General features: G+C 56.5%; 24 protein-coding genes. 14 read left to right on the top strand and 10 right to left on the bottom strand.

Annotation, left to right across the window (positions count from 1 at the left end; translation table 11 throughout):
- Positions 1–249: 249 nt before the first annotated feature.
- Both CPJ18_RS00880 and CPJ18_RS00875 read left to right on the top strand, forming a co-directional pair.
- Positions 250–1,005 carry a FadR/GntR family transcriptional regulator gene (locus tag CPJ18_RS00880; protein WP_245445268.1) on the top strand — a complete coding sequence of 252 codons (756 nt, stop codon included), beginning with the start codon at positions 250–252 and terminating at the stop codon, positions 1,003–1,005.
- Positions 1,006–1,041: 36 nt separating this feature from the next.
- The gene (locus CPJ18_RS00875) at positions 1,042–1,908 is read left to right on the top strand and encodes an amidohydrolase family protein (RefSeq protein ID WP_103656642.1); all 867 of its coding nucleotides are present in this window, start codon (positions 1,042–1,044) and stop codon (positions 1,906–1,908) included.
- Between the two features lie 59 nt (positions 1,909–1,967).
- Here CPJ18_RS00875 and fabI read toward each other — a convergent pair whose 3' ends face one another.
- From fabI to fabA, 3 genes are all read right to left on the bottom strand, one after another.
- Positions 1,968–2,774: an enoyl-ACP reductase FabI gene (gene fabI, locus CPJ18_RS00870; protein ID WP_103656641.1), complete on the bottom strand. Its 807-nt coding sequence runs from the start codon at positions 2,772–2,774 to the stop codon at positions 1,968–1,970.
- Between the two features lie 6 nt (positions 2,775–2,780).
- Positions 2,781–4,004: a beta-ketoacyl-ACP synthase I gene (gene fabB / locus CPJ18_RS00865; RefSeq protein WP_077102352.1), complete on the bottom strand. Its 1,224-nt coding sequence runs from the start codon at positions 4,002–4,004 to the stop codon at positions 2,781–2,783.
- Between the two features lie 79 nt (positions 4,005–4,083).
- A complete protein-coding gene (gene fabA / locus CPJ18_RS00860; RefSeq protein WP_067649430.1) occupies positions 4,084–4,599 on the bottom strand; it encodes a 3-hydroxyacyl-[acyl-carrier-protein] dehydratase FabA in 516 nt (171 codons plus the stop codon).
- 302 nt (positions 4,600–4,901) lie between these two features.
- Here fabA and irrA point away from each other — a divergent pair, with 302 nt between their 5' ends.
- Complete coding sequence (gene irrA, locus CPJ18_RS00855; RefSeq protein ID WP_077102181.1) at positions 4,902–5,321, top strand: iron response transcriptional regulator IrrA; 420 nt, start codon at positions 4,902–4,904, stop codon at positions 5,319–5,321.
- Positions 5,322–5,383: 62 nt separating this feature from the next.
- On the opposite strand, the gene CPJ18_RS00850 is transcribed toward irrA, so the two are convergent.
- Positions 5,384–6,433 carry a Fe(3+) ABC transporter substrate-binding protein gene (locus CPJ18_RS00850; RefSeq protein WP_103656640.1) on the bottom strand — a complete coding sequence of 350 codons (1,050 nt, stop codon included), beginning with the start codon at positions 6,431–6,433 and terminating at the stop codon, positions 5,384–5,386.
- A gap of 171 nt (positions 6,434–6,604) precedes the next feature.
- On the opposite strand from CPJ18_RS00850, the gene rirA reads away from it, so the two are divergent.
- From rirA to CPJ18_RS00815, 7 genes are all read left to right on the top strand, one after another.
- A complete protein-coding gene (gene rirA / locus CPJ18_RS00845) occupies positions 6,605–7,093 on the top strand; it encodes an iron-responsive transcriptional regulator RirA (protein ID WP_103656639.1) in 489 nt (162 codons plus the stop codon).
- Positions 7,094–7,226: 133 nt separating this feature from the next.
- Complete coding sequence (locus CPJ18_RS00840) at positions 7,227–8,267, top strand: AbrB family transcriptional regulator (protein WP_103656638.1); 1,041 nt, start codon at positions 7,227–7,229, stop codon at positions 8,265–8,267.
- A 156-nt stretch (positions 8,268–8,423) separates the two neighbouring features.
- Positions 8,424–9,335: a glycine betaine ABC transporter substrate-binding protein OsmF gene (gene osmF, locus CPJ18_RS00835; RefSeq protein WP_103656637.1), complete on the top strand. Its 912-nt coding sequence runs from the start codon at positions 8,424–8,426 to the stop codon at positions 9,333–9,335.
- Between the two features lie 40 nt (positions 9,336–9,375).
- Positions 9,376–10,536, top strand: coding sequence for an ABC transporter permease (locus CPJ18_RS00830; protein WP_167397816.1), 1,161 nt, complete (start codon positions 9,376–9,378; stop codon positions 10,534–10,536).
- The gene (locus CPJ18_RS00825; RefSeq protein WP_103656635.1) at positions 10,533–11,471 is read left to right on the top strand and encodes an ABC transporter ATP-binding protein; all 939 of its coding nucleotides are present in this window, start codon (positions 10,533–10,535) and stop codon (positions 11,469–11,471) included. The genes CPJ18_RS00830 and CPJ18_RS00825 overlap by 4 nt, the downstream gene beginning before the upstream one ends.
- The gene (locus CPJ18_RS00820; protein ID WP_103656634.1) at positions 11,468–12,208 is read left to right on the top strand and encodes an ABC transporter permease; all 741 of its coding nucleotides are present in this window, start codon (positions 11,468–11,470) and stop codon (positions 12,206–12,208) included. The genes CPJ18_RS00825 and CPJ18_RS00820 overlap by 4 nt, the downstream gene beginning before the upstream one ends.
- Before the next feature lie 119 nt (positions 12,209–12,327).
- Positions 12,328–12,813, top strand: a complete 486-nt coding sequence (locus CPJ18_RS00815; RefSeq protein ID WP_153366870.1) for a gluconokinase — start codon at positions 12,328–12,330, stop codon at positions 12,811–12,813.
- Between the two features lie 3 nt (positions 12,814–12,816).
- Here the strand turns inward: CPJ18_RS00815 and CPJ18_RS00810 are convergent, their stop codons facing one another.
- The 6 genes from CPJ18_RS00810 to CPJ18_RS00785 form a co-directional block, all read right to left on the bottom strand.
- Entirely contained in the window at positions 12,817–14,118 is a 1,302-nt protein-coding gene (locus CPJ18_RS00810) for an NAD(P)/FAD-dependent oxidoreductase (RefSeq protein WP_103656633.1), read from the bottom strand.
- Position 14,119: 1 nt separating this feature from the next.
- Positions 14,120–15,481, bottom strand: a complete 1,362-nt coding sequence (locus tag CPJ18_RS00805; RefSeq protein ID WP_077102165.1) for a glutamine synthetase family protein — start codon at positions 15,479–15,481, stop codon at positions 14,120–14,122.
- A gap of 175 nt (positions 15,482–15,656) precedes the next feature.
- On the bottom strand, positions 15,657–17,306 hold the full coding sequence (locus CPJ18_RS00800; RefSeq protein WP_103656632.1) for an ABC transporter ATP-binding protein: 1,650 nt from the start codon (positions 17,304–17,306) through the stop codon (positions 15,657–15,659).
- Positions 17,303–18,445, bottom strand: coding sequence for an ABC transporter permease (locus CPJ18_RS00795; protein ID WP_103656631.1), 1,143 nt, complete (start codon positions 18,443–18,445; stop codon positions 17,303–17,305). Before CPJ18_RS00795 ends, CPJ18_RS00800 begins: the two co-directional genes overlap by 4 nt.
- Positions 18,445–19,533 carry a microcin C ABC transporter permease YejB gene (locus CPJ18_RS00790; protein ID WP_077119695.1) on the bottom strand — a complete coding sequence of 363 codons (1,089 nt, stop codon included), beginning with the start codon at positions 19,531–19,533 and terminating at the stop codon, positions 18,445–18,447. The genes CPJ18_RS00795 and CPJ18_RS00790 overlap by 1 nt, the downstream gene beginning before the upstream one ends.
- 145 nt (positions 19,534–19,678) lie before the next feature.
- The gene (locus tag CPJ18_RS00785) at positions 19,679–21,523 is read right to left on the bottom strand and encodes an extracellular solute-binding protein (protein WP_103656910.1); all 1,845 of its coding nucleotides are present in this window, start codon (positions 21,521–21,523) and stop codon (positions 19,679–19,681) included.
- Positions 21,524–21,705: 182 nt separating this feature from the next.
- On the opposite strand from CPJ18_RS00785, the gene mepA reads away from it, so the two are divergent.
- The 4 genes from mepA (at position 21,706) to CPJ18_RS00765 (ending at position 26,151) form a co-directional block, all read left to right on the top strand.
- A complete protein-coding gene (mepA, locus tag CPJ18_RS00780; protein WP_103656630.1) occupies positions 21,706–22,752 on the top strand; it encodes a penicillin-insensitive murein endopeptidase in 1,047 nt (348 codons plus the stop codon).
- Positions 22,753–22,848: 96 nt separating this feature from the next.
- Positions 22,849–23,232 (top strand): methylglyoxal synthase, encoded by a 384-nt coding sequence (locus CPJ18_RS00775; RefSeq protein ID WP_103656629.1) that lies wholly within the window; start codon positions 22,849–22,851, stop codon positions 23,230–23,232.
- 26 nt (positions 23,233–23,258) lie between these two features.
- Positions 23,259–24,269, top strand: coding sequence for a glucokinase (locus CPJ18_RS00770; RefSeq protein ID WP_103656909.1), 1,011 nt, complete (start codon positions 23,259–23,261; stop codon positions 24,267–24,269).
- A gap of 97 nt (positions 24,270–24,366) precedes the next feature.
- Entirely contained in the window at positions 24,367–26,151 is a 1,785-nt protein-coding gene (locus CPJ18_RS00765) for an ABC transporter ATP-binding protein (protein WP_103656628.1), read from the top strand.
- Positions 26,152–26,172 lie beyond the last annotated feature (21 nt).

Raw genomic sequence — 26,172 nt, 5'->3', positions numbered from 1 at the left:
CGAAAGCTTTTATAAGATAGAACCATATGGCCGCTTCCTTTATATTCCCTTGCTTGAAATCCTCGCATTTCCCCTAATGAGACGATTTTCCAGACATAGCCGCGGAATATGAGCATCGGAGATCATATCAATGGCCACAGAAATAATATAAATATTGCCAATCTCCTGCAATTGCGGGATATTTCGACACTTGTTTTTTTAACGGAGACGCATGCCGGCTTGTGTCTCCATTTTGCCCGGAGTGAACATTTGACCAGCTTCAGTGAAACCGTCGAGAGCGGCCCGAAAGAACATTCCGCTATCGGGCGCTCCGGTGGCTCCCTCGTCAGCCAAACGGCGGATGCATTGCGGCAGTCGATTCTGTCCGGGCAATACAAGCCCGGCGACAAGTTGCCGAGTGAAGCGGGTCTGACTGAACTCTACAAGGTCAGTCGCACCGTGGTGCGTGAAGCTGTCGCAGCACTACGCGCCGATAAACTAGTGGAAGCCCGCCATGGCGCGGGCATTTTCGTGCTGACCCTGCCGACACAGCAACCGCAGCCGTTTCAGGATGTGGACCACGACCGCATCTCGTCGATTATCGAGCTTCTGGAGTTGCGTGCCGCCGTGGAAACCGAAGCGGCAGAGCTTGCTGCGGTTCGCCGATCACCCGCACAGGAAGAAGCGATCATCCGCTGTCTATCCGCCGTTCAGGACTGCATAGACAAGGCAGAGCCGACGGCGGAAGCAGATTTCAAGCTCCACCTCGCCATTGCCGATGCGACCAACAATCCGCGCTTTCGCGAGTTTTTGGAAGTCATGGGCCAGAACATCATACCGCGCGCGGCATTAAGGTCGTCACAATCCGAACAGACGGCTGCATCCTATCTGCAGCAGCTTCAGGATGAGCACGATGTGATCGTCCATGCCATTTCAGACGGCGATGCCGTTGCTGCCCGCGATGCCATGCGCAAACACCTGAAAGGCAGCCAGCAACGCTACCGCGCCATGTTGCGACAAGGCTGAATACCGGACTTAAGGGCAAATGCCCGGAGGAGTTTCATGACACTGATCAGAACGTTTGAGGGTAAATCCCCTCGCATCCCCATGCCCAAAGGTGCCATAGACACCCAGATGCACATGTACCTGCCCGACTTTCCCGGTCAGGAGGGCGGGCCTCCAGTGCCAGAGGGCACACCTGGGCCGGATGAGTATCGCCGCCTGATGAAATGGATCGGTATAGAGCGTGTGGTCATAACCCAGGGAAACGCCCACCAGCGTGACAATGGAAACCTGATCGCCTGCCTGCGGGAAATGGGCAGCCTCGCCAGGGGTGTCGCGGTGGTGACGCGCGAAACACCGCTTGATGAGTTGCAGGAACTTGTCGAAGCAGGTGTCGTTGGTGCACGCATCATGGATCTACCAGGTGGTGCCGTCGATCTCACCCATCTGGAAGAGGTTGACAGCATATCGCAGGAACTCGGCTGGTCCGTTGCTGTCCAGTTCGATGGCTCCAATATTCTCGACCACGAGGAGAAGCTCACCGCTATCAAGAGCCGCTGGATTTTTGATCATCACGGCAAGTTTTTTGCTGGCGTCACACCCGACAGCCCGCAGGTGGCGGCTTTGAAGCGGCTGATCGACAAGGGCAATTGCTGGTTTAAATTTGCTGGCTGCTACGAATCGAGTCGCTCAGGTGGGCCAGATTTCGAAGATATCGCAGCCGTCGCTCGCGTCATAGCCGACCATGCCCCGGAACGCATTATCTGGGGCACCAACTGGCCGCACAACAACGCGAAAACAACCGAAGACTATCCAGATGATGCAGACCTGCTGGATACGGTGCTGTCATGGTTGCCGTCCGACGCGGCCCGTAAAAAGGCACTTGTGACAAACCCTGAAGAACTGTTCGGCTTCGATCCCGCGTAAGCGAATATGCAAAAAGCCCGGCTTGACCGGGCTTTTTCAAGTCTGGAATTATCGAGACCTTAACCGCCGTCAGCGTTGTAAAGCACTTCCAGTGTTGGGATCGACGTAATGTTGAAGCCGCCGTCGACATAGTGACATTCGCCGGTCACGCCACGCGACAGGTTGGACAGCAGGTAGAGCGCAGAGCCGCCGATATCTTCTATGTCAGGCGTGCGGCGGAGTGGCGCATTCTTCTGGTTCCAGGAGAAGATGGCGCGGGCGTCCGAAATGCCGGCACCTGCCAGGGTCCGCACAGGCCCAGCGGAGATCGCGTTGACGCGAATGCCCTTTGGACCGTAGTCCGCAGCGAGATAGCGCACGGATGCTTCCAGCGCGGCCTTGGCAACGCCCATGACGTTATAGTTCGGGATGACGCGCTGGGAACCGTTATAGGTCAGCGTCAACATGGAGCCGCCATCGGTCATCAGGACTGCTGCCCGCTTGGCGATTTCCGTGAATGAGAAACAGGAAATGACCATTGTACGGCTGAAGTTTGCCCGCGTCGTATCGGCGTAAAGGCCCTTCAACTCGTTCTTGTCGGAAAAGCCGATGGCGTGAACGACGAAGTCCAAAGAGCCCCAGCGTTCGCGCACCGTCTCGAACAAGGCATCCACAGAGGCAATATCTTCCACGTCGCAGGGTACGATGAAGTCGGAACCAAGTTCTGCCGCCAGTGGCTTTACGCGCTTGCCCAAAGCTTCGCCCTGATAGGTGAAAGCAAGCTCTGCACCCTGCGCGGCCAGCGCCTTGGATATGCCCCAGGCGATGGAGTGATTGTTGGCGACACCCATGATGAGGCCGCGTTTTCCCTGCATGATGCCATTCATGGGCAATTATCCGTTATAGCGCTGGAAGACGAGCGTGGCATTGGTGCCGCCGAACCCGAATGAATTGGAAAGAACCGTGTCGATCTTCGCATCGTCGATGCGCTTGCGAACGATGTTCACGCCTTCGAATTCAGGATCGAGGGTTTCGATATGCGCGCTCTCGCCGATGAAACGTTCCTGCATCATCAACAGGCCGTAGATCGATTCCTGAACGCCTGCGGCACCCAGGGAGTGACCGGTCAGCGACTTGGTGGACTGGATGTGAGGAATTTTCGAGCCGAACACTTCGCGGATCGCGCCGATTTCCTTGCTGTCGCCAACGGGTGTCGATGTACCGTGAGTGTTCACATAGTCAACCTCACCCTTCACCGTTGCCAGCGCCTGACGCATGCAGCGGATGGCGCCCTCACCTGACGGTGCGACCATGTCGTAACCGTCGGATGTTGCACCGTAACCGACGATTTCCGCGTAGATTTTGGCACCGCGCGCCTTGGCATGTTCCAGCTCTTCCAGAACCAAAACGCCAGCACCGCCCGCAATGACGAAACCGTCACGGTTGACGTCATAGGCGCGAGACGCAACGGTTGGCGTCTCGTTATATTTAGAGGACATCGCTCCCATGGCGTCGAACAGGTTCGACATGGACCAATCGAGGTCTTCATGGCCGCCGGCAAACATTACGTCCTGCTTGCCCCACTGGATCATTTCAGCCGCATTGCCGATGCAGTGCGCGGATGTCGAGCAGGCCGAGGAGATGGAGTAGTTGACGCCGTGGATCTTGAACCAGGTCGCAAGCGTCGCGGATGCCGTAGACGACATGGCCTTCGGCACGGCAAATGGGCCGATGCGCTTGGGGCTGTTGTTCTTCAGCGTAATGTCCGATGCCTCAACGATGGTGCGGGTGGAAGGACCGCCCGAACCCATGATGATACCGGTGCGCTCATTGCCACCGATGTCGCTGTCTTCCAGGCCGGAATCAGCAATCGCCTGCTTCATCGCAACGTGATTCCATGCACCACCCTGGCTGAGGAAGCGCATGGCGCGACGGTCTACCAGATCGGTCGGGTCGAGCGAGGGTTTGCCCCACACCTGGCATTTGAAGCCGTGCTCCGCAAAATCCGGAGAGAACGAAATCCCTGACTTCGCATCTTTCAAGGACGCCGTAACCTCTGCAGCGTCGTTGCCGATCGAAGAAACAATACCGAGGCCGGTGACTACAACTCTTCTCATAAAGTTGACCTTTTCTGTGTTTGCCGCATGACGCATCTACCCTGTGGCGGAAAAACCGCCGCACGGCAAACGTCGAATATCAGGCGGTCTTTTCTTTAGACAGGCCGACACGCAGGTCAGACGCTTGATAAATGGTTTCGCCATCGGCTTTCAGCCAGCCATCGGCAGTGCCGAGAACCAGACGACCACGCATGACGCGCTTGAAATCGATGCCGTATTGCAAAAGCTTCGTCTCAGGGCGAACCATGCCCTTGAACTTCACTTCGCCGGTGGACAACGCCATGCCGCGCCCTGGCTCGCCCAGCCAGCCGAGGAAAAAGCCTGTCAGCTGCCACATGCCGTCAAGGCCGAGGCAGCCCGGCATGATGGGGTTACCCTGAAAATGGCAAGGGAAATACCAGTCATCTGGCGACACGTCATACTCCGCGCGGATGAAACCCTTGTCGTGGGCACCGCCGGTTTCCGAAATTTCGGTGATGCGGTGAACCATGAGCATCGGAGGCAGAGGAAGCTGCGCATTGCCGGGGCCAAACAGTTCGCCACGTCCGCAAGACAGAATTTCCTCGTAATTGTAGCTCGATTGCCTCGTTGACATGTTGTTTCCGCTTCCCCGTTCACTGGTGTTTAAAGGACTTCTGTAGAGCAAGTTAGGTTCAAAATGAAGCGCCACAAGGGCAGCTTGCATCTTCAACCACTTAAGCTCCTGGCAAAAGTCCTATCGTAACATGGCGCCCGCATACAGGAAGCGTAAGTCCTGAACCAGAGGAAAATTGCAAAAACGCCCGCTTTACAGCCAATTGCCACCGCTGCCATGCCGGAAACTATTGAATGCATTGCCCGTAAAAGTTATATGCTTTCTAAATTGAGTTTATTTGACCGCTTTTGGGGCCGCATCTTATGGCATTTGACGCCACACTGGATATTGGAACAAGGTTACGCCGCTTCGGCTTGCGCCCCACGCGCCAGCGCGTGGCGCTTGGCGATCTTCTGTTTGCCAAAGGTGACCGGCATCTGACGGTGGAAGAACTGCACGACGAAGCCGTGAGCGCAAATGTGCCGGTATCGCTGGCGACAGTATATAATACGCTGCATCAGTTTACCGAGGCAGGCCTGATCCGCGTTCTAGCGGTCGAGGGTGCAAAGACCTATTTCGATACCAACGTTTCCGATCATCACCACTTCTTTGTTGAAGGTGAAAACGAGGTCTTGGATATACCCGTCAACAACCTGCAGATCGGCAATCTGCCGGAGCCACCAGAAGGCATGGAAATCGCCCATGTCGACGTGGTCATCCGCCTGCGGCGCAAACGTCGCTGATCACTGAGATCGTGCCGCCTTGACGACGGCACTTACACCGGCCGTTGAAGCTCGATACGCGACTAATTTGATGGACCGTCATTGAAGCCGACTTCATCAACCAGTTCTGACGCTTGCTTGCGGTGAGCCGCGATTTCCGTGAGCGATAGCGTATCCGGCTTGATCGGCCCGAAGTTCTTCACCACCTCCGAAGGCTGACCGCCTGGAATTACCGGATATTCGAAAACCTGCTTGGCGTAGATTTCCTGCGCTTCGCCTGACGCCAGAAATTCCATCAACTTCAAGGCATTTTCCTTGTTCGGCGCGTATTTCGTCATCGCTACGCCGGAGATATTCACATGCGTTCCCCGGTCATTTGCATTGGGGAAGATCACACGAACGGCGTTGCCCCAGACCTTTTCCTCTGGCTCCTGCTCGTTGGTCAGCATCAGGCCAACATAATAGGTGTTGCCGAGCGCGATATCACACTCGCCGGAATAAATGGATTTCGCCTGGGTGCGGTCCGTGCCATCGGGCTTGCGAGCCAGATTGTTCTTGAGCGCCGTCAGCCATGTGCGGGTATAATCCACACCATGATGGGCGATCATCGATGCAAAGAGCGCGATATTGTAGGAATGCTGACCATCACGGATGCAGATCTTGCCCTTCCATTTCGGATCGGCAAGCTCTTCATAGGTAATATCCTTCTGGCTAACACGGTCTTTCGATGCGTAGACGACACGCCCGCGCGTCGTCAGGCCAAACCACTCGCCTTCAGGATCACGAAGGTTGGCCGGTATGTCCTTTTCGATAACGGGATCGTTGAGGACAGGCTGTGTGACCTTGCCTTCCTTGGCCTCGACAAGGCGGGCGATATCTACGGTCAGTAGAATATCTGCCGGAGAATTGACGCCTTCCGCCTGAATGCGCTCCACCAACCCTTTGTCCAAAAACAGCACATTGGCCTCGATGCCGGTTTCCTTGGTGAAGGCATCCAGCAGCGGCTGGATCAGCTCGGGCTGACGATAGGAGTAGACATTGACCTCGCCACCCGCAAAAGCTGTGGACATTCCGCCACTGGCAACCAACGATGCCGCCGCAATCGCATAAATCACGGATTTCATGCTTGCCATGGAAAACGCCTCCGATAAGTTCGATTCTTGAGTTGTTTGTTCATGAATCGAATGGACGGTCAACGGGGCAATTTTACGAACGACAAATCTTGTCAGATTTTTTATTTCTGGAATTGTTCTAAACTGAAAAAGCGACTATATGACTCCACATTAGTGGATTAGGAGATCAGCATGCGTTTGACCAAACAGACCAATTATGCCGTTCGCATGTTGATGTATTGCGCTGCCAACGAAGGCAACCTCAGCCGTATTCCCGAAATCGCCAAGGCTTATGGCGTTTCTGAGTTGTTTCTGTTTAAAATCCTTCAGCCGCTGAACAAGGCTGGCCTTGTGGAAACCGTGCGTGGCCGCAACGGCGGTGTCAAGCTTGGTAAGCCAGCGGACAAGATCAGCCTGTTCGATGTCGTCAAAGTCACCGAAGACAGCTTTGCTATGGCGGAATGTTTCGAAGATGGTGCCGTCGAGTGCCCGCTTGTTGATAGCTGTGGATTGAACTCTGCACTACGCAAGGCACTCAACGCCTTCTTCGAAGTTTTGACACAGTATTCGATCGACGATCTGGTCAAGGCACGCCCACAAATCAGCTTCCTACTCGGCCTTGAAGAAACCATGGCAAAGCGCCGACCTGTCGCGGTTGCCGCAACCGCCCCCGCAGCCTGAGCTTGACGAACTGAAAATGTCATACCCGCAAACCTCGTTTGCGGGTTTTTCTTTTTGCTCTTACGTTGACCACGGCTGATTAAAGGGCGCACAAACCGATATTCCGCCTGTTCCGATTCCCTTCGTATTCGCAATGATCATCAAGCCAGACCTTTACAGCTTTATCCTGACCATCATCATTGGCAGCATCGGCGCGCTCATCGCCTTCGTCATTGGTCTTCCCGCTCCTTTTCTTTGCGGTCCGGCACTTGCCGTCACCCTTGCCGGACTGGCAGGTTTGAAGCTGTCGATCCCTCCCCTATTGCGAAACGCCACATTCGTTGTCGTCGGCATTTCCATGGGAACGAGCGTGACGCCGGAGGTCATTGGCGCTGCCAGAACATGGCCGCTGAGTTTTGCGGCGGTTCTGATTACGGTCGTCCTGCTGCTCTACATTGCCTTCTGGATTCTGCGCTATGGTTTTGGCTATGATCGCACGACAGCGATGCTGGGCGCGTCACCCGGCCATCTCAGCTACATCATCAGCCTCACCGCCGAGACAAAAAGCGATCTGGCAACCGTCAGCGTCATTCAGAGTGTCCGCGTGTTGGCGCTGACGCTCGCCGTACCGCTGCTCGTTGAATATTTCGACCTCATCAGCATAGAACCGATCATTCTGTCGCCACCGATAAGTCCTGTCGTTTTAGGCATGACCATTCTTGCGTCGCTTGCAGTCGGCTGGATTTTCATGCGCTGGCGCTTTCCGGCAGCACTGCTCCTAGGCGGCGTCGCTGTGTCGATCGGCATCCACATCACCGGTTTGACCAATGGTGGCGTGCCGAGCTGGCTCAGCCAACCGACTTACATTATTCTCGGCAGCTTGATCGGCACTCGTTTTTCCCGCGCATCTGTGCGTGACATGCGAAAGGCGTTCCTGGCGGGCGGCGTTGTGACCATAGCCGTCATGCTGCTTTCCTCGGTTATCGCCATACTCGTTTCGAAGCTGACCGGTGTACCTCTTAATGCCGTTATGATCGCCTTTGCACCCGGAGGACTGGAAACCATGGCGGCTATGGCCGTCATGATGCATGCCGACACCGCCTATGTCGGTTCCCACCATGTCTTGCGCCTGTTGTTTCTTTCGGTGCTGATGCCATTGGTGATGGGCAAGGACGCGCGCAGGAAACCAGATTAAGCCAGAACCCCTCCGTGAGAATCTGCGCATAAATTGAGGTTCGAATGCAACTCTTTCGGCCTGCTTCTCGTTAGGACCACCGGACCGGGGAAACAATCGCTGACATCGACACGAGGACGACTTTCCCTCCACCCTCTCGCTGAATGGAGATCGTTGATGAAGCGTTTTATCAAATTGGCCGGTGCTGGACTGGCACTCGCCCTTTATGCCTCAATCGCGCAGGCACAGGTCGTCGTTTCGTCCAAGATCGACACAGAAGGCAGTGTTCTAGGCAACATCATCCTTGTTGTCTTGAACAAAAACAATATCGAGACCACCGACCGAATTCAGCTGGGCGCAACACCTGTTGTGCGTAAGGCGATCACAGCTGGCGAAATCGACATCTACCCGGAATATACGGGTAACGCCGCTTACTTCTTCGAAAAAGCCAATGACCCTTTATGGAAAGACGCGGCCAAAGCCTATGAAGAAGCCAAGACACTCGACTATGACGCCAACAAAATCATCTGGTTGACGCCTTCGCCCGCCAATAACACCTGGGGCATCGCGGTTCGCAAGGATGTGGCCGACAAGAACAATCTAAAGACGCTCACCGAACTCGGCGAATACATCGCTGGCGGCGGACAGATCGTGCTCGCCGCATCATCGGAATTCGTGAATTCCGCGGCAGCCCTTCCCGCCTTTCAAAAGACCTACGGCTTTACGCTGAAACCGGAGCAGCTGATCACGCTTTCCGGCGGTGATACGGCGGCAACCATTGCAGCCGCAGCCAACCAGACGAACAACGCCAACGCAGCCATGGTCTATGGCACCGATGGCGGCATTGCCCCTTCTGGCCTCGTCGTGCTGGAAGACGACAAGAACGTGCAGCCGGTCTACCAGCCTGCACCAATCATCCGTGAAGACGTATTGAAGCAGCATCCTGATATCGAACAGATATTGAAGCCAGTCTTCGAGAAGCTCGATCTTGCGACGCTTCAAGAGCTGAACGCGCGGGTACAGGTGGGTGGCGAACAGGCAAAAACCGTTGCCACGGACTTTCTGACGAAAAGCGGCCTCTTGAAATAAGAGCGCCGACTTGCAGCGCGCACTCAATCAGCCAATGCGTTTGACCATCCTGCCTGATAAGGTCGGGGTGGTCATCGCCTGCATTCTGATTTACGCGGTTTCCGCGCTGCCCTTCGTGACGTTCCGCGCAAACCGCATCGTGCAGGGCGACGCGCGTGGTATAGTGGACGCGCTTCCGGCAAGCGCCTCTTACACACTCATTGCAATCATTCTCATCGCAGCCATTGCTGCCTTCTTCCGTGTCGGCATAAAACTGAAGCTTGCCGCATCGCTGCTCGCACTCTGTACGCTGATGGTCCTGATCGGCCTCGCCGCATCTCACCTGACACCCCCAGACAACACTTATGCGCGGGTTTCACCGGCAAGCGGCTTCTGGCTGATGTTTGCCGGCTTGGCCCTGATGGTGACGGACACGATCGCGAGGCTTGATCCCAAGCCCTATGTGCGCGTTCTGCTTCTCCTCGCGGCCCTTGCAATATCGACAGGCATCATTCTGTCCGGTCAGTGGAATGGCCTGTCCGTCATGAAGGAATATGCCGCTCGCGCTGATATATTCTGGACGGAAGCGTGGCGGCATCTGCAACTGGCGATCGGTTCGCTGGTTGCCGCGTCTGCAATTGGAATTCCTCTGGGCGTTCTCTGTCACAAGGTCGAAAAACTGCGTGCAGGCTTACTGAACACACTCAACATCGTTCAGACTATTCCTTCGATTGCGCTTTTCGGATTGCTGATTGGGCCTCTGGGGTGGATCGCCGCCAATGTTCCAGGGGCGTCCGATATGGGTATCCGCGGCATCGGCATGGCACCGGCTTTTGTTGCGCTGTTTCTCTATTCGCTTCTGCCAGTCGTTTCCAACACCGTCGTGGGGCTGGAAGGTGTGCCGAATTCCGTGACAGATGCTGCTCGGGGGTTGGGCATGCAAAGCTGGCAACGGCTCCTCAAAATCGAGTTTCCGTTGGCGCTACCGATTATCCTGACCGGCATTCGCATCGTCCTCGTACAAAATATCGGACTCGCCACCATCGCCGCTCTGATCGGCGGAGGTGGTTTTGGTGTCTTTGTCTTTCAGGGTATCGGGCAAACGGCGATGGACCTCGTGCTGCTTGGTACCATTCCGACAGTCATTCTCGGCTTCACAGCAGCCATCCTGCTCGATGCTCTTATCGAGGGCGATCTTTTCAAACGGGGACGACGCCCATGATTGAGGTGCAAAATCTCAGCAAAAACTATGATGGCGTTACCGTGGTGGATGATGTTTCGCTGACGATCGAGGCGCGTAGCATCACCGTCATCGTGGGAACATCCGGTTCGGGGAAGACCACGCTGCTGCGCATGATCAACCGTCTGGTCGAGCCATCCTCCGGCGCTATCCTCATTGACGGACACAATATTCTGGACATGCCCGGCCACAAGCTTCGCCGTAGCATCGGTTACGCCATTCAGGGGCACGGTCTTTTTCCTCACCGCACTGTCGCGCAAAACATCGCCACAGTCCCGGAATTGCTGGGTTGGGAGCGGGACAGGATAGATGCCAAAGTGTCGGAGCTCCTTCAACTCTTTCAGCTCGATCCTTCGCTTTATGGCAAGCGGTTTCCGAGCGAACTCTCGGGCGGGCAGCAACAGCGCGTAGGCGTTGCGCGGGCGCTGGCAGCAGAACCCAACATTCTTTTGATGGATGAACCCTTTGGCGCGCTCGATCCCATTATCCGTGCCAAGGCGCAGGACGATCTGCTCACCATCCAGAAAAAGCTCGGCGTGACGATCGTCCTAGTCACGCATGATATGGACGAGGCTTTTCATCTGGCTGACAGAATTGCCGTCATGGACAGGGGCAAGATCGTTCAGTACGGGCCGCCCGCAGATCTTGTGCTGAAGCCGGCAACAGATTTCGTCCGCACCATGATTGGCGAGCGTGAAAGACCCCTCCGGCTGCTGTCTGTCGCTACGGTTTGGGATATCACCGAGCCGGGTGAAGCGGACGGTGAACCCTTGCCCGCGACCACAAGTCAACGCGATGCACTGTCTGCGATGCTATGGGCAGGATGTGATGCTTTACCCGTGACCGGGCCCGACGGGCAGAAAGCGGGGCGCATTCGCCGTGAAACCCTGCTGCAAAACGCGACGGGCCGGTTATGACCATCCGCTCCGGACCTTTTCTGCTGACGGCGCTCAGCATCGTGCTCATCGTGTTTCTCATGAGGCCGGAGGTCTTTGAGCCACTATTCAGGCCTTTGGTTCAGTCGGGTGCCCCCGCCATCTATATTCAGGCGAATCTTTTGTCTTTGACGCTGTCTCACATTGGAACGGTCGCGATTGCGACCGGTGCCGCCATCGTCATCGCCGTAACGCTCGCCATTCTGGTGACCAGACCATTCGGCAAGGAATTCCTGCCGCTGTCGCGCAGTATCGTCAATATTGGCCAGACCTTTCCGCCGGTCGCAGTGCTGGCACTGGCCGTCCCGATTATGGGCTTCGGCCAAAAGCCGACGCTGATTGCGCTTTTTCTCTATGCACTGCTACCCATCTTCGAAAACACGCTGACGGGCCTGACGACACTACCCCAACCCGTGGTCGAAGCGGCACGGGGTGTGGGCATGACCGGATTTCAGCGCTTATGGCGGGTTGAACTGCCGCTGGCGCTTCCGGCTATTCTGGCCGGGATCAGGTTGTCTGCCGTCATCAGCCTGTCAACGGCCACCATCGGATCAACCGTGGCAGCCAGAACGCTGGGTGAGGTGATCATTGCCGGCCTGCAATCAAACAACCTCGCCTTCATTCTTCAAGGTGGTCTGATTGTCGGAGCACTTGCCGTGTTGATCCATAGCGGGCTATCGATACTGGAGGTGAAGGCGGCTCGGCGGGCGGGCTACTGAGTTTGTATTCCCGCCAATTCGGATATGTGTAAAAAGTTTCCACTCCGCTTCCTAATACGGTAGGCGGATAGGATTGATCTTAGGATGCAGAGGTACTCGTGAAACAAGCAATCATCGTGATGGGCGTCAGCGGTTGCGGCAAGTCAACGGTCGGAGAAGAACTGGCCGAGCAATTGGGCGTTCCGTTCATGGAAGGCGACAAGCTTCATCCGCAATCCAGTGTCGACAAGATGGCTGCGGGGCAGCCGCTTAACGACGACGATCGCTGGCCATGGCTCGATCTCGTGGGCGCGGAGTTGCACAAGGGCTACGAGGCAGATGGCATCGTTGTATCCTGCTCTGCGCTCAAGAAGACCTACCGGGATCGCCTCCGAGACGCCTGCGGCGGGCCATTGGCCTTCGTCTATCTGGAAGGAAGCGAAGCGCTTTTGACCGAGCGCATGGGTGCGCGCACGGGCCATTTCATGCCACTCTCGCTGCTTCAGACACAGCTGGCGACGCTGGAAGTTCCGACCGGTGAGCCAGGCGTCGTTACAGTTAGCATCGACGCCACGCCTGAAGAGATCACCGAGAATGCTCTAAAGGGACTGGCTGCCGCCCTTTAGCCGCTAAACTCCGAGCTTGTCGCGAAGGCCATACCACCATGCGCCAAGCATGGTCAGCGGCACACGGAATGTCTTGCCGCCAGGGAACGGGTAGTTTGGCAGCGACGACCAGACATCGAAGCGTTCCGCATGGCCCGCAACCGCTTCGCCCAATATCTTGCCCAGCAGTTGCGTCGTCGTCACCCCGTGGCCGCTATCGCCGTGGGAGAAATAGACGTTTGGCGAAAGGCGTCCGATATGCGGAATACGGGTCAGCGTCAGCGCGAAATTGCCGCTCCAGGCAAAATCGATCTTGGTGTTCTGCAATTGCGGGAACGTCTTCAGCATATTGGGGCGGATGACGCTGGTGAGGTCTGCCGGATCACTGCCGCCATAACCGATACCGCCACCATAAAGCAGGCGGTTATCAGAGGTGCGGCGGTAATAATCGAGGATGTAATTAGCATCCTCGACGCAATAATTGGCAGGCAACAACTCTTCGATCAGCGCGGCATCCAGCGGTTCAGTCGCCATCACCTGGCTCGACACCGGCATCATCCGCTCACCGATTTCTGGCAGCAAACCGCCGAGATAGGCGTTGCCGCAGACCAGCACATATTTGGCCGCGACCTTACCTTGCGCGGTGCGCACCACCGGGTTTGTGCCCTGCTCAACCGCGATAACGCGCGAGTTTTCGAAGATACGCCCACCAAGTCGCTCTATCGCTGCCGCTTCGCCCAGAACGTAATTCAGCGGATGAATATGCCCGCCGAAACGGTCGATCATGCCGCCGGCATAGCGATCTGACTTCACGTATTTCCCGACCTCGGCCTTGGAGACCATTTCGAGCCCGGTATGGCCGTGCTTTTCCCAATTGCCCTTGTTGGCAGCCATTTCGGTGATCTGTTTGGGCGTGAACGCTGCAAAGAAGCCGCCATCGACAAGATCACAATCGATCTCGTATTTCGCCACGCGTTCACGGATGATCTGCCCGCCTTCGAGCGACATTGCGCCCAGCTGCGCGGCCTTCTGCGCGCCGTAACGCCGGGCAATCGTGTGAAGGTCACGGCTATAGCCGTTGACGATCTGGCCGCCGTTGCGCCCGGACGCGCCGAAGCCGACCCGCTCGCCCTCTAGCACAATAACCGAGAACCCCTTTTGTGCCAGTTCCAGAGCAGCCGACAGGCCGGTAAAGCCTGCGCCAATGATGCAGACATCCGCATCCTGATCGCCCTGAAGCGCGGTGCGAACGGTCTTGGTGTTGGCAGACGCCGCGTACCACGACGTGGTGTGGCCAGGATTTGGAGTGTCAGTCACTTGAGCCATATTACACCGTCCTGATATAGGCGTCGTATTCGACGTCGGTCACGCGTAGCGAAAATTCGGACAATTCCTGCTGTTTGCAGGCTGAGTATAGCGTACGATATTTCTGGCCGAAGGTTGCATAGGCAAAGCTGGAGCGGGTAAAACGCTGAAGCGCATAATCCCAGTTCGTCGGCAGCGGCTCGTGGTTGACGGCATGACTGTCGCCGGAGATCGCACCACCCGGCTGGCGCTTTTCCTTCATGCCGGCAAGGGCCGCACTCAGGATCATGGCCAGCACCAGATAGGGGTTGGTGTCGGCACCGGCGACTCGGTGTTCGATGCGGGTCGCAGGCTTGCTCGCCACGATGACGCGCACGGCAGCAGATCTGTTATCGATACCCCAGGACGCATAGGTCGGCGCGTGTTCGCTGGGGCGCAGGCGACGGTAGGAATTGGCATGCGGCGCAAACACCGCCATGCTCTCTCCCATATTCTCCAGAAGGCCGCCAACGGAATGCATCAGCGCTTCGGACGGCCCGTTTTCGCCCGCGTAGATATTGTTGCCATCCCTGTCCAGCATGGAAAAATGCACATGCATGCCATTGCCCGCCTGCATGCCGTAAGGCTTGGCCATGAAGGTGGCATCAAGCTCATGCTTGCGCGCCACACCCTTGACGATGCGCTTCAGGAACACCGCATCGTCTGCCGCCCGAAGGGCATCCGGCACATGGTTGAGGTTGATTTCATACTGGCCCGGCCCGTTTTCACGCAGGGTCGTATCAGCCCCGACATTCTGCGCGCGGCAAGCCGTCGAGATATCGTGGAAGACTCCCTCGAAATCCTGCAATTCCGAAATGGAGAGAACCTGCGTCTGGCCCGTATGCCAGCGACCCTCGCGACTACGCGGCGGGCGAACGGGATCGAGGGCGGAGCGGACAGGGTCGATCAGATAAAATTCGAGTTCCGTGGCAACGACCGGCGTTAACCCGCGACGGGTAAAGCCTGCCAGCACCTGCGCCAGTACATTGCGTGGATCGCCGTAAAAGCCGTTGCCATCAGGGTCTTTCATGGCTAGCAAAACCTGCGCCGTGGGGCGCCCCAGCCATGTCACGCGCGACAGCGTTTCGGGCACGGCAAAGCACAGACCATCAGGATCGCCGGTGCCTTCAGCAAGGCCGGCTGCATTCACGTCGCGGCCCCAGATATCAAGCGCGTAGACCGAGCGGGGAACGGCCATGCCTTTTTCCAGCACATCGATGGCGCGTTCACGCGGTATCCATTTGCCGCGCGGCACGCCGTTCACATCGATGACAAAGGCTTCGAGAATTTCAATATCGGGGTTTTCTTCAAAAAATCTTTTTGCGTAATCAATATCGACCATCATTCACCAGCAGGTTGTTTCATCTTCGGTTCGCGGCAGAGTCGCTAACGGAAAGCATCCACAAGCTGATAAAGTATATATCGCGCCGTCATGATGACATCACGCCTCATTGTTTTCCACGTTCTCGTTGTATCGTACGTGGGCTGGCCCAAGAAGGCCAGCGCGTTCTTGAAAACGCCTACTCGCTGATCGCTGCCGTCTTGACCGCCTCGATATTGAAAGCCGCCGCCATCAGCGCCCGCGTGTAGTCCTCTTTCGGCGCTTCGAAAATCGATTTCGCCGGTCCGCTCTCCACCACTTTGCCATGACGCATGACGATCATGTCGTTGGCCAGTGCTTTGACGACCTTCAAGTCATGGCTGATAAAGAGGTAGGCCAGATCGTGCCGGGCCTGCAAATCCCGCAGCAGGTCCACGACTTGCGCCTGGACGCTCATATCCAGCGCCGATGTCGGCTCGTCCAGCATGACGAAGCGCGGTTTGAGCACCATGGCGCGGGCAATGGCGATACGCTGCCTCTGACCACCGGAAAATTCGTGCGGGAAGCGCCAACGAGTGGCGGTATCGAGGCCCACCTCATCCAGCGCCTGCGCCACACGCCGGTCGCGCTCATCCGCAGACAGCGACTTTTCATGCACCCGCAGACCTTCGGCGATGATTTCACCCACCGACATACGGGGGCTGAGCGAACCATAGGGGTCCTGAAACACCACCTGAAGCCGGTTTCTGAGCGGCTTCATCATCGCATAGGAATAACCATCGATGGATTGGCCGATGAAGCTGATACGCCCCTTGGAGGAAATCAGCCGCGACAGCGCCAGTCCCAGCGTCGTCTTGCCCGAGCCGGATTCGCCCACCACGCCCACAGTCTGACCGGCGCGCAGCGTGATATCGATGCCATCCACCGCCTTGACGTGATCCACAACCTTGCGCATCAGCCCGGCCTTGATCGGGAACCAGACCTTGATATCGTCTCCCTGCATCACGACAGGCTTGCTGCTATCGGATAGCGGCGGTTCGCCCTTGGGTTCTGCGGCCAGAAGGTGGCGGGTATAGGCGTGCTGTGGATCGGTAAAGACCTGCTCGACCGTGCCTGTCTCCACGATTTTGCCCTTGGTCATCACGCACACGCGGTCGGCAAATTTGCGCACGATGCCGAGATCGTGGGTGATGAACAGCATGGACATGTCATGCTGGTTCTTCAAATCGCCCAACAGTTCCAGGATTTGCGCCTGTACCGTCACATCCAGCGCCGTCGTCGGTTCGTCGGCGATCAGCAGTTTCGGCCGGTTGGCGAGCGCCATGGCAATCATCACACGCTGGCGCTGGCCGCCGGACAATTCGTGGGGATAGGCCTTCAATCTCTTTTCCGGCTCGCGAATGCCGACCTGCAACAACAGTTCCAGCGTCCGCTTGCGCGCCTCCATACCGGTGATGGCCTGATGAAGCTCGAGGATTTCGCCAATCTGCCGCTCGATGCTGTGCAGCGGATTGAGCGAGGTCATCGGCTCCTGAAAGATCATGGTGATATCGTTGCCACGAACCGCGCGAAGTTCGCGCATCGAGGCGTTGAGCAAGTCCTTGCCCTCGAACAGGATCTGCCCCGAGGGATGGCTGGCCGCCGGATAGGGCAAGAGCTTCAAAATGGAATTCGCCGTTACTGATTTTCCTGAGCCCGACTCACCCACCAGCGCGACGATCTCGCCGGGCATGATGTCGAACGACACATGATCGACAGCCACACTCTCCTTGCCACCCTGATGGAAGGCTACGGAGAGGTCGCGGACGGATAGAAGCGGAGCGGTCATCGTATCCTTTACGGCACTCATCGGAACGTCTTTCTCGGATCGAAGGCGTCTCGCACCGCTTCACCGACAAAAATCAGCAGCGACAGCATGATCGACATGGTGAAGAAGGCCGTCAGCCCCAGCCATGGAGCCTGAAGGTTGTTCTTGCCCTGCGCGATCAGTTCGCCCAGCGAGGGAGAGCCGGGCGGCATGCCGAAGCCGAGGAAGTCGAGAGAGGTGAGCGTCGTGATCGAGCCGGACAGGATGAAGGGCAGGAAAGTCAGCGTCGCGACCATGGCATTGGGCAGCAGGTGCCTAAACATGATGGTGCCGTTGCCGACGCCAAGCGCGCGGGCGGCGTTGACATATTCGAAGTTTCTGGCCCGCAGAAACTCGGCGCGCACGATGCCGACGAAGCCGACCCAGGAAAACAGCAGCATGATGCCCAGCAGCACGAAAAAGCCGGGCGGCAGGATGGCCGCGATGATCAGCAGGATGTAGAGCACCGGCATCGACGACCAGATCTCGATGAAACGCTGCATCAAAAGGTCAGTCCATCCTCCGAAATAGCCCTGCACCGCACCGGCGCTGACACCGACAATGGCCGAAGCGATTGTAAGAGCAAGTCCGAACAGCACCGATATGCGGAAGCCGTAAATCACACGGGCAGCGACATCGCGCGCCTGATTGTCGGTGCCCAGCCAATTGAGATTGCCGAGCGTACAGCCGGGATCGGCCGCGCCTTGCGGATAACCGGAGCAACGTTCCTGCGCATCCATCAGCCAGAAGGGTGCCGTGGGTGCGGAATGCGGAATATTTGAGTTCACCGTCTGGTAGGAATAGCGGATCGGTGGCCAGACCATCCAGCCATTGGCGTTGATTTCATCCTGAATGAAGGAGGATTTATAATCCGTCTGCGCCAGGAAACCGCCGAATTTCTCTTCCGGATAATCCACCATCACAGGCACCAAAATCTCGCCCTTGTAGAAGGCGATGATCGGTTTGTCGTTGGCCAGAAACTCAGCAAACAGGCTGAGGCCGAAGATCAGGAGGAACAGCCAGAAGGACCAGTAGCCGCGCCGGTTTGCCTTGAAATTCTGCCAGCGCCGCACGCTTGTGGGCGAGAAGAACGGTCGCTTTTGTGGTGGCGCGTCGGTAATTGCAGACGTTGTCACGGTCATCACACATCCCTCCGCTCGAAGTCGATGCGCGGATCGATCCAGGTGTAGATCATGTCGGAGATAAGGCTGACGACGAGGCCCATCAGCGAGAAGATGAACAGCGTTCCGAACACGATCGGGTAATCACGGTTGACGACCGAGAGGTAACCGAGCCTCCCCAAGCCATCCAGCGAGAAGATGTTTTCGATCAAAAGCGAACCGGTGAAGAAAGCCGAGATGAAAGCACCGGGGAAACCGGCAATGACGATTAGCATGGCGTTGCGGAAGACGTGGCCGTAGAGCACCTTGCGTTCCGACAAGCCCTTGGCACGGGCCGTGACCACATATTGCTTCTTGATTTCATCAATGAAGGAATTCTTGGTCAGCAGTGTCGTCGTGGCAAAGGCTGAGAGAACGAGCGCAGTTAGCGGCAGCGCCAAGTGCCAGAAATAGTCGATGATCTTCTGCCACCACGTCAGTTGCGCAAAATTGTCAGACGTCAGCCCCCGCAACGGGAACCAGTCGAAGAACGAACCACCAGCAAACACCACGATCAACAGAATGCCGAACAGAAAGCTCGGCACCGCATAACCGACGATGACGATACCCGATGTCCAGACATCGAATCTCGATCCATCCGAAACAGCCTTCTTGATGCCGAGCGGGATCGAGATAGCGTAGGAGATGATCAATATCCAGAAACCGAGCGAGATCGACACCGGCAGCTTATCGATGATGAGGTCGATGACGGAGGAATTGCGGAAGAAGCTGTCGCCGAAATCGAAGCGGATGTAATTCCACATCATCTCCAGAAAGCGGGTCAAAGGCGGCTTGTCGAAACCGAACTGCTTTTCAAGTTTGGCAATCAGTTCCGGGTCCAGCCCCTGCGCGCCACGATATTTCGAACCGCTTTCATCCACCCCGCCACCCATGAGGTCGCCACCGCCGGATAGACGGTCAGACGCGCTGTCGCCGGAGCCGGACAGCTGGGCAACGACCTGCTCGACCGGGCCGCCGGGCGCAAACTGGATGACGAGAAAGGAAATGCCCATGATGCCGATGATGGTCGGTATCATCAGGGCAAGACGCCGCAGAATATAAGCACCCATTAGGCGCGTCCCAGCATGGCAAGAGGCTCGGCTGTCATCGGCTTCGTCAAACCGTTTCCTTTCGGGCCTGCGGAGAATACCGCAGGCGGCGTGATTCGTTATCGCTCATGTGAATCAAGGCTTGGCTTATAAAGCAAGGCCTGCGTTATTTTCCGGCATTCGCAGACCACCAGGCGGTCGGAAAACCTATGCCGTATTCAGGAAGCGTCTGTGGTCGAACGATTGTGTTCCAGTAAGCAATTGACGTTTCGCCGCGATAAAATTGCGGGATGACGTAAGCATTCGCCAACAACACGCGATCCAGCGCGCGGGCAGCAGCGACCTGATCTTCGCGATTTGCTGCAAAAATGACCTTGCGAACAAGTGCGTCGACTGCTGGGTTCTTGATGCCAGCGACATTGTTCGAGCCCTGCCTATCGGCCGCAGCCGATCCCCAGAAGTCGGCCTGCTCGTTTCCGGGGTTTGGTGCCGTCGCCCAAACCTTCATGATGACGTCAAAGTCAAAGCTGCGGACGCGATTGGTATATTGCGAAGCATCGACACTGCGAATGGTCGCATTGATGCCGATTTTTTTGAGGTTCTGAATGTAGGGGAGAATTGTCCGCTCAAGACCGGGAGAATCGATCAGAAACTCGATATCCAGCTGTTTTCCGGTTTTGGCGTCCACCATACGATTACCGCGAAGTTCATATCCCGCTTCCTTCATGAGCTTGACCGCTTCACGAAGATTATCACGTTGCTTTGCCGGATCGCCGCCAACGGGATTGTGAAACTCTGTCGTGAAGACTTCAGCAGGCACCTTGTCTTTCAGCTCATTTAGTATCTCCAGCTCTTTGCCCGTAGGGAGACCGGAGGATGCCAGCTCGCTGCCCCAAAAGAAGCTGTTGACGCGTTTGAGCTGCCCGTAGGCCAGAGTTCTGTTCAGGTCTTCGAAATCATAAGCATAGTTCAGCGCCTGACGCAGTTTCGGATTTTGTAATTTTTCACGCCGACCGTTTGGCACTAGGGCCTGCATGACGCCAACCGAGCGGAACGCATTCGGCAGCTGCTCGCGCTTGATCTGCCCATTTTTTACGGCAGGAATGTCGTAACCCGTCATCCAGCGACTGGATGATTGCTCCTGACGGTAATCGACATTTGCAGACTTGAACGCCTGAAATTCCACGTCCTGATCTGCAAACACGGTATAGGCAATTGTCTTGAAATTATTCTGGCCGACATTGACGTTGAGGTCCTTGCCCCAATAATCGTCACGCAGTTCATATGTGATACTGGAGCCTGGCGCGATAGACGCTATCTTATAGGGCCCGGAACCCATGACGGGCTCCAGCGTGCCTCGGGATATATCGCGTGGTTTACCGTCAGCCCCTGTTGCCTCCCACCAATGCTTCGGCACGATCAGCAACTGTCCAACGATCTGTGGCAGTTCCTTGTTGTTCGTCTCATCGAAGGTGAAGGTGATTTCGCGTTCACCCGTCACTTCGGCCTTGGTGACGTTGGTGTAATAGGTAGCCAGTTGCGGGCTCAGCTCTTTCGACTTCTCAAAACTGAACACCACGTCTTCAGCCGTGACCGGTTGCCCATCAGCCCACTTTGCTTCTTTTCGAAGCCGGTAAGTCACCTTCGATAAATCATCGGGAAAACTGACCGATTCGGCCAGCAGTCCGTAGGACGATGAGAGTTCCTCCTCGGATGATTTCATAAGCGTATCGAAGACAAGGCCGAGGCCGGTCGCGAGTTCACCCTTTGCCAGCAAGGGGTTGACCGTATCGAACGTACCCGCTGTCGACAGACGCAGCGTCCCGCCCTTTGGTGCCTCTGGATTAACGTAGTCAAAACGTTCGAAACCGTTGGGATGCTTCAACTCACCGACAGTTGAAATACCACTGCGCCAGTTGGTACCCTCCTGCGCATTTCCCGGCACAGGGACGCAAATTAAGGATACGGCAGCCAGAGCGAACAAACCGGATTTCAACGTTGCCAATGCCATTAAGCGACAGTCCTTTTCGTTTTCATTGCCGTGCACCATAAGACAAACATTGGCAAAATATAGGGGATTTGGCTCACAAGCAGTTTATGCCGTAGAAATCGGCAAACATGCTTTCACCAAATTCGCGTTCCAGCGTAATATTTCCTACAGAATCATTTCAAGCATCGCAGGCGGCGGACGACATGGAAAAACTGGCAAGCGGCGTGGGCAAGGCATCACTCCTGGCACTCTCGATGATCTCAATGCTGGTCATGGATGGCGTTCCAGCCTTTGCGCAAGACGCCCCTGCCAAGCAGGTCTTTGGCAACATCTCCCTGCCATCTACGGGTCCTTCCGCATCTTATGGTTCCTATGCAAAGGGGTGCCAGTCTGGTGCCGTGGCACTTCCCACCGAAGGCCAGGGTTTCCAGGCTATGCGGCTTTCGCGTAACCGCCGCTGGGGCCAGCCGCAGATGATTTCCTTCATTGAACGCTTTGCGCAAGACGCACAAAAGATCGGCTGGCCAGGCCTTTTGATCGGCGATATTTCGCAGCCGCGTGGCGGGCCGATGCTGACCGGCCATGCATCGCACCAGATAGGTCTCGACGCCGACATCTGGTGGCGACAAATGCCAAATCAAGTCATGAGTGCCGAGCAACGCGAGAGCACGCCCTTCATCTCCATGCTCGACAAAAGCAAATTCCTGACGGTCGATGACCGCAAATGGTCTCCGCTCAATGCCAAGCTGGTGATGATGGCGGCGAGCTATCCGCAGGTAGAGCGCATCTTCGTCAACCCGGCCATCAAGCAGAAGCTATGCCAGACATGGACCGGTGACCGCACCTTCATGGGTAAGATCAGGCCGATCTACGGGCATGACGAGCATTTCCATGTGCGTCTGGAATGCCCGCCCGGTGCACCCAACTGCAAGCCACAGGCCCCTGTCGGCGCAGGGGATGGCTGTGACAAGTCGCTGGCTTGGTGGTTCACGAAAGAACCTTGGGCCACGCCGAAGAAAGACCCCAATGCCAAGCCGCCAAAGCCACCGCGTCCGATGATGGTGTCCGATCTGCCGAAAGCCTGCGCTGCAATCGCTGCCGCGCCTGCGGCTGGCAGGGCAAGCAATGCCGCTCAAAACTCGTACGCCCCGTCTCAGGCCCAACAGATTGTCCCGCAGGCTTCTGGTTCGGGTGGACCTATGCCGCCTGCGGATGTGCCGCGGCCATCCTCACGCCCGTCATCGAATTGAGCGTATCCGGCTTTCCAAATGGTGCAAAGTTGCGCTAGAAGGCTTCAAATCGATTTAGACAATGCGATCTGAACAAGGCTGGGGCGCAGAGACCATATGACCGGGCAACGCTGTATCGCTTTGATCGCGCATGACCAGAAAAAAGACGACATGGCGGATTTCGCCCGTCGGCATCAAGTTGCACTGTCTCAGTTCAGAATCGTTGCCACCGGCACCACAGGTGGCCGCGTGCAGGATGCCTGTCCAGAATTGAATGTCGTGCGCCTGAAAAGTGGACCGCTTGGTGGCGATCAGCAGATCGGCGCGATGATTGCGACGGGCGACGTGTATATGCTGATCTTTTTCATCGACCCACTCTCTTCCCTACCGCACGACGTTGATGTCAAGGCCCTGACGCGCCTTGCGACCGTCTACGACATTCCCATGGCCTTGAACCGCGCCACGGCCGAACAGCTTACCGATTTTCAGTCAACACGTTGAGATATCCCGGCGATCCAGGAGCAGCGATGCAGAACGACACACTTTCCTTTCCGATTCTCATCGGAGACATCGGCGGCACCAATGCGCGCTTCTCCATTTTGCCGGATGCGAACGCCCAGCCCACCCAACTGACGAGCGTCAAGACCGCCGATTACACGTCTATTGATGACGCGATTCAAAATGCGGTGCTGAAGCATACCGCATTGCTGCCCGTCTCAGCGATCCTTGCCGTCGCCGGTCCGATCGAGACCGATGAGATACCGCTGACCAATTGCCATTGGGTTGTCAAACCCAGAGAGATGCTCGTCAACCTCGGTCTTAAAGACGTTATCGTTATCAATGATTTCGAAGCGCAGGCTCTCGCCATAGCGTCTCTCGGTGGCGACAGCAGAGAAACCATCGGCCCTGCCCATCCTGATATGATGGCGTCACGCGTCGTGCTTGGACCCGGCACCGGGCTTGGTGTCGCTGGTCTCGTTTACGCCCGCAATATGTGGTTTCCGGTACCCGGCGAAGGTGGTCATATCGATATCGGTCCGCGCAGTGCACGCGACTATCAGGTGTTTCCACATCTCGACACCATTGAAGGCCGTATCGCAGGCGAGCAGATTTTATGCGGACGCGGGCTGGTCAATCTTTACCGCGCCATTTGTGCAGCCGATGGCATAACGCCCGTCTTTTCTGACCCTGCAGACGTCACGGCCACGGGTTTGAGCGGAGAAAACCCGCAGGCAAAAGAGACGCTTTCCTTGTTCAGCAGCTATCTCGGTCGGCTCGCGGGCGATCTGGCATTGATTTTCATGGCGCGTGGCGGGGTTTATCTTGCCGGCGGCATCTCGCAGAAAATCATCCCGGCACTAAAATTGCCGGAATTTCGCGCGGCCTTCGAAGACAAGGCACCACACAGCGCGCTGATGCGCAGCATTCCAACCCATGTCGTGACGCATCCACAGGCCGCGCTTGCTGGCCTTTCCACCTACGCCCGAACACCCGGCGACTTCGGCCTGACGCTGGATGGCAGGCGCTGGCAAGGGTAGGCACCAAGTCGGGACTGGCCAAAACAGGACCAAGTGGATATAGACGCCGGTTGAATGGGCAGCCTGCCTGCTCCAAACCGCACAAGGTGGATGAAACGTGAAGACCGCCAAAAAACGGCATGCTGTGGATACCGATACAATTACGTCAGTCCTGAAGCGTATTTTTGCAGAAAACGCCCGCGATCATATTTCGGGCTATGCTTTTGCAATTTTCTGCCTGCTGACCGTTGCCGGTACGACGGCCTTTACGGCCTGGATCATGGACTCCATCATCAACGAGGCCTTCGTCAACAGGCGGGCAGATCTCGTGTGGATCATTTGCGCGTCTATCTTCGCAGCATTTTTTATCCGTGGTCTGGCAACTTACGGGCAGTCGGTGGCGCTGTCTAAAATCGGCAATAATATTGTCGCGCGATATCAGAAGCGATTGTTCTCCCATCTCATGACGTTGTCGGTGGGATATCTCAGCGAGTCCCGTTCCGCTCACCTTGCTGCACAGGTCAGCCAGAATATTGGCGGTATTCGTGATGTCATGAACCTGACTGTCACAACGGTTGCCCGCGATCTCCTGACATTCATCGCGCTGGTTGCCGTGATGATCATAAAAGATCCCGTTCTTTCGATCGTCATCGTCTTTATCGTGCCGCCTTTGGTCTTGGGTCTGCGCTATATCTCCAAGCGTCTGCGTACTGCCACGCGCGACGCCGTCATCCTCAACAGTCGCGTGCTCGGCGCAATGCAAGAGACGCTGCAAGGCATAGCCATCGTCAAAGCCTTCACCATGGAAAGGCAGCTGGAAAACCGCGTCGACAGGGTCATTGATTCCGCCGAGTGGCGTGCAAATCGTATTGCCCGACTGACCGAAAAAAGTGCGCCATTGACGGAAACCATCGCAGGCCTCGCCGTATCTGGCGTTCTTGCCTACGCTGCCTACCGGGCCATCTATGACAATGTGCCACCAGGTGCATTCTTTGCTTTCGTCACGGCTCTCCTCCTAGCCTATGACCCTGCACGCCGGCTTGCGCGCGTGCAGATTTCGCTGGAGCGCGCAGTCGTCAACGCCCAGATGATCTACGACATCCTCGACATGGAACCGGTACAGCGCCAGAAAGCAGACGCGCAGCCGCTGACGATAGCAAACGCGACCGTTGAGTTGCGTGACGTCGTGTTTTCTTACAAGGACGGCGGTCAAATTCTAAAGGGCGTCAGCTTTATTGCCGAAGGTGGAAAAACCACCGCGCTTGTTGGTCCGTCTGGTGCCGGCAAGTCGACGATCATCAATCTCATTCCGCGTTTTTACGATCCAAATGGCGGCGCGATATTGATAGATGGTCAAAACATCGCTGATGTAACGACGATGTCTGTGCGCCAGAACCTCGCTTATGTCTCGCAGCAGCCCTACCTTTTTGAAGGCACGATCCGCGACAATATTCGCTACGGTCGTCCTGAAGCGACCGATGAGGAAATTGAAGAAGCCGCGAGACTGGCGTTCGCGCATGACTTCATTATCGCGCAGCCGCAGGGGTACGAGACACCGGTTGGTGAAAACGGCATGACGCTCTCCGGCGGCCAACGCCAGCGCCTGTCGATTGCGCGCGCACTGGTGCGCAACGCACCCATTCTGCTGCTTGACGAAGCCACCTCCGCGCTCGACACGGAATCGGAAGCCGTTGTTCAGAAGGCCCTTGATACCGCCATGAACGGGCGCACGGTTATTGTCATTGCGCACCGCCTGTCGACCGTGGTCAAGGCGGACAAAATCATCGTCATGAATGACGGTCTGGTTGTGGAAGAGGGTGTACACGAGACGCTTGCGCGTCAGGAAGATGGTCTTTACGCTCGTCTCAACAATCTTCAGGCGACTGGCGTTCGCGGTCTTTAATCCACAAAGGATAGGTAGGGT

The sequence above is a fragment of the Agrobacterium rosae genome (assembly GCF_002915175.1).
GTDB classification, from domain to species: domain Bacteria; phylum Pseudomonadota; class Alphaproteobacteria; order Rhizobiales; family Rhizobiaceae; genus Agrobacterium; species Agrobacterium rosae.
Note: the sequence above shows the minus strand (reverse complement) of the source record. Positions and strands in the feature narration are given on the sequence as shown.

What these genes read in the sequence shown, in the direction of transcription:
- CPJ18_RS00790 (WP_077119695.1), bottom strand. Translation starts at nt 19,533, where the DNA reads ATGGGTGCTTATATTCTGCGGCGTCTTGCCCTGATGATACCGACCATC.
- mepA (WP_103656630.1), top strand. Translation starts at nt 21,706, where the DNA reads ATGGAAAAACTGGCAAGCGGCGTGGGCAAGGCATCACTCCTGGCACTC.
- CPJ18_RS00785 (WP_103656910.1), bottom strand. Translation starts at nt 21,523, where the DNA reads ATGGCATTGGCAACGTTGAAATCCGGTTTGTTCGCTCTGGCTGCCGTA.
- fabB (WP_077102352.1), bottom strand. Translation starts at nt 4,004, where the DNA reads ATGAGAAGAGTTGTAGTCACCGGCCTCGGTATTGTTTCTTCGATCGGC.
- CPJ18_RS00795 (WP_103656631.1), bottom strand. Translation starts at nt 18,445, where the DNA reads ATGACCGTGACAACGTCTGCAATTACCGACGCGCCACCACAAAAGCGA.
- CPJ18_RS00875 (WP_103656642.1), top strand. Translation starts at nt 1,042, where the DNA reads ATGACACTGATCAGAACGTTTGAGGGTAAATCCCCTCGCATCCCCATG.
- CPJ18_RS00850 (WP_103656640.1), bottom strand. Translation starts at nt 6,433, where the DNA reads ATGGCAAGCATGAAATCCGTGATTTATGCGATTGCGGCGGCATCGTTG.
- fabI (WP_103656641.1), bottom strand. Translation starts at nt 2,774, where the DNA reads ATGAATGGCATCATGCAGGGAAAACGCGGCCTCATCATGGGTGTCGCC.
- irrA (WP_077102181.1), top strand. Translation starts at nt 4,902, where the DNA reads ATGGCATTTGACGCCACACTGGATATTGGAACAAGGTTACGCCGCTTC.
- CPJ18_RS00805 (WP_077102165.1), bottom strand. Translation starts at nt 15,481, where the DNA reads ATGATGGTCGATATTGATTACGCAAAAAGATTTTTTGAAGAAAACCCC.
- CPJ18_RS00770 (WP_103656909.1), top strand. Translation starts at nt 23,259, where the DNA reads ATGCAGAACGACACACTTTCCTTTCCGATTCTCATCGGAGACATCGGC.
- CPJ18_RS00820 (WP_103656634.1), top strand. Translation starts at nt 11,468, where the DNA reads ATGACCATCCGCTCCGGACCTTTTCTGCTGACGGCGCTCAGCATCGTG.
- osmF (WP_103656637.1), top strand. Translation starts at nt 8,424, where the DNA reads ATGAAGCGTTTTATCAAATTGGCCGGTGCTGGACTGGCACTCGCCCTT.
- CPJ18_RS00825 (WP_103656635.1), top strand. Translation starts at nt 10,533, where the DNA reads ATGATTGAGGTGCAAAATCTCAGCAAAAACTATGATGGCGTTACCGTG.
- fabA (WP_067649430.1), bottom strand. Translation starts at nt 4,599, where the DNA reads ATGTCAACGAGGCAATCGAGCTACAATTACGAGGAAATTCTGTCTTGC.
- CPJ18_RS00840 (WP_103656638.1), top strand. Translation starts at nt 7,227, where the DNA reads ATGATCATCAAGCCAGACCTTTACAGCTTTATCCTGACCATCATCATT.
- CPJ18_RS00775 (WP_103656629.1), top strand. Translation starts at nt 22,849, where the DNA reads ATGACCGGGCAACGCTGTATCGCTTTGATCGCGCATGACCAGAAAAAA.
- rirA (WP_103656639.1), top strand. Translation starts at nt 6,605, where the DNA reads ATGCGTTTGACCAAACAGACCAATTATGCCGTTCGCATGTTGATGTAT.
- CPJ18_RS00815 (WP_153366870.1), top strand. Translation starts at nt 12,328, where the DNA reads ATGGGCGTCAGCGGTTGCGGCAAGTCAACGGTCGGAGAAGAACTGGCC.
- CPJ18_RS00810 (WP_103656633.1), bottom strand. Translation starts at nt 14,118, where the DNA reads ATGGCTCAAGTGACTGACACTCCAAATCCTGGCCACACCACGTCGTGG.
- CPJ18_RS00800 (WP_103656632.1), bottom strand. Translation starts at nt 17,306, where the DNA reads ATGAGTGCCGTAAAGGATACGATGACCGCTCCGCTTCTATCCGTCCGC.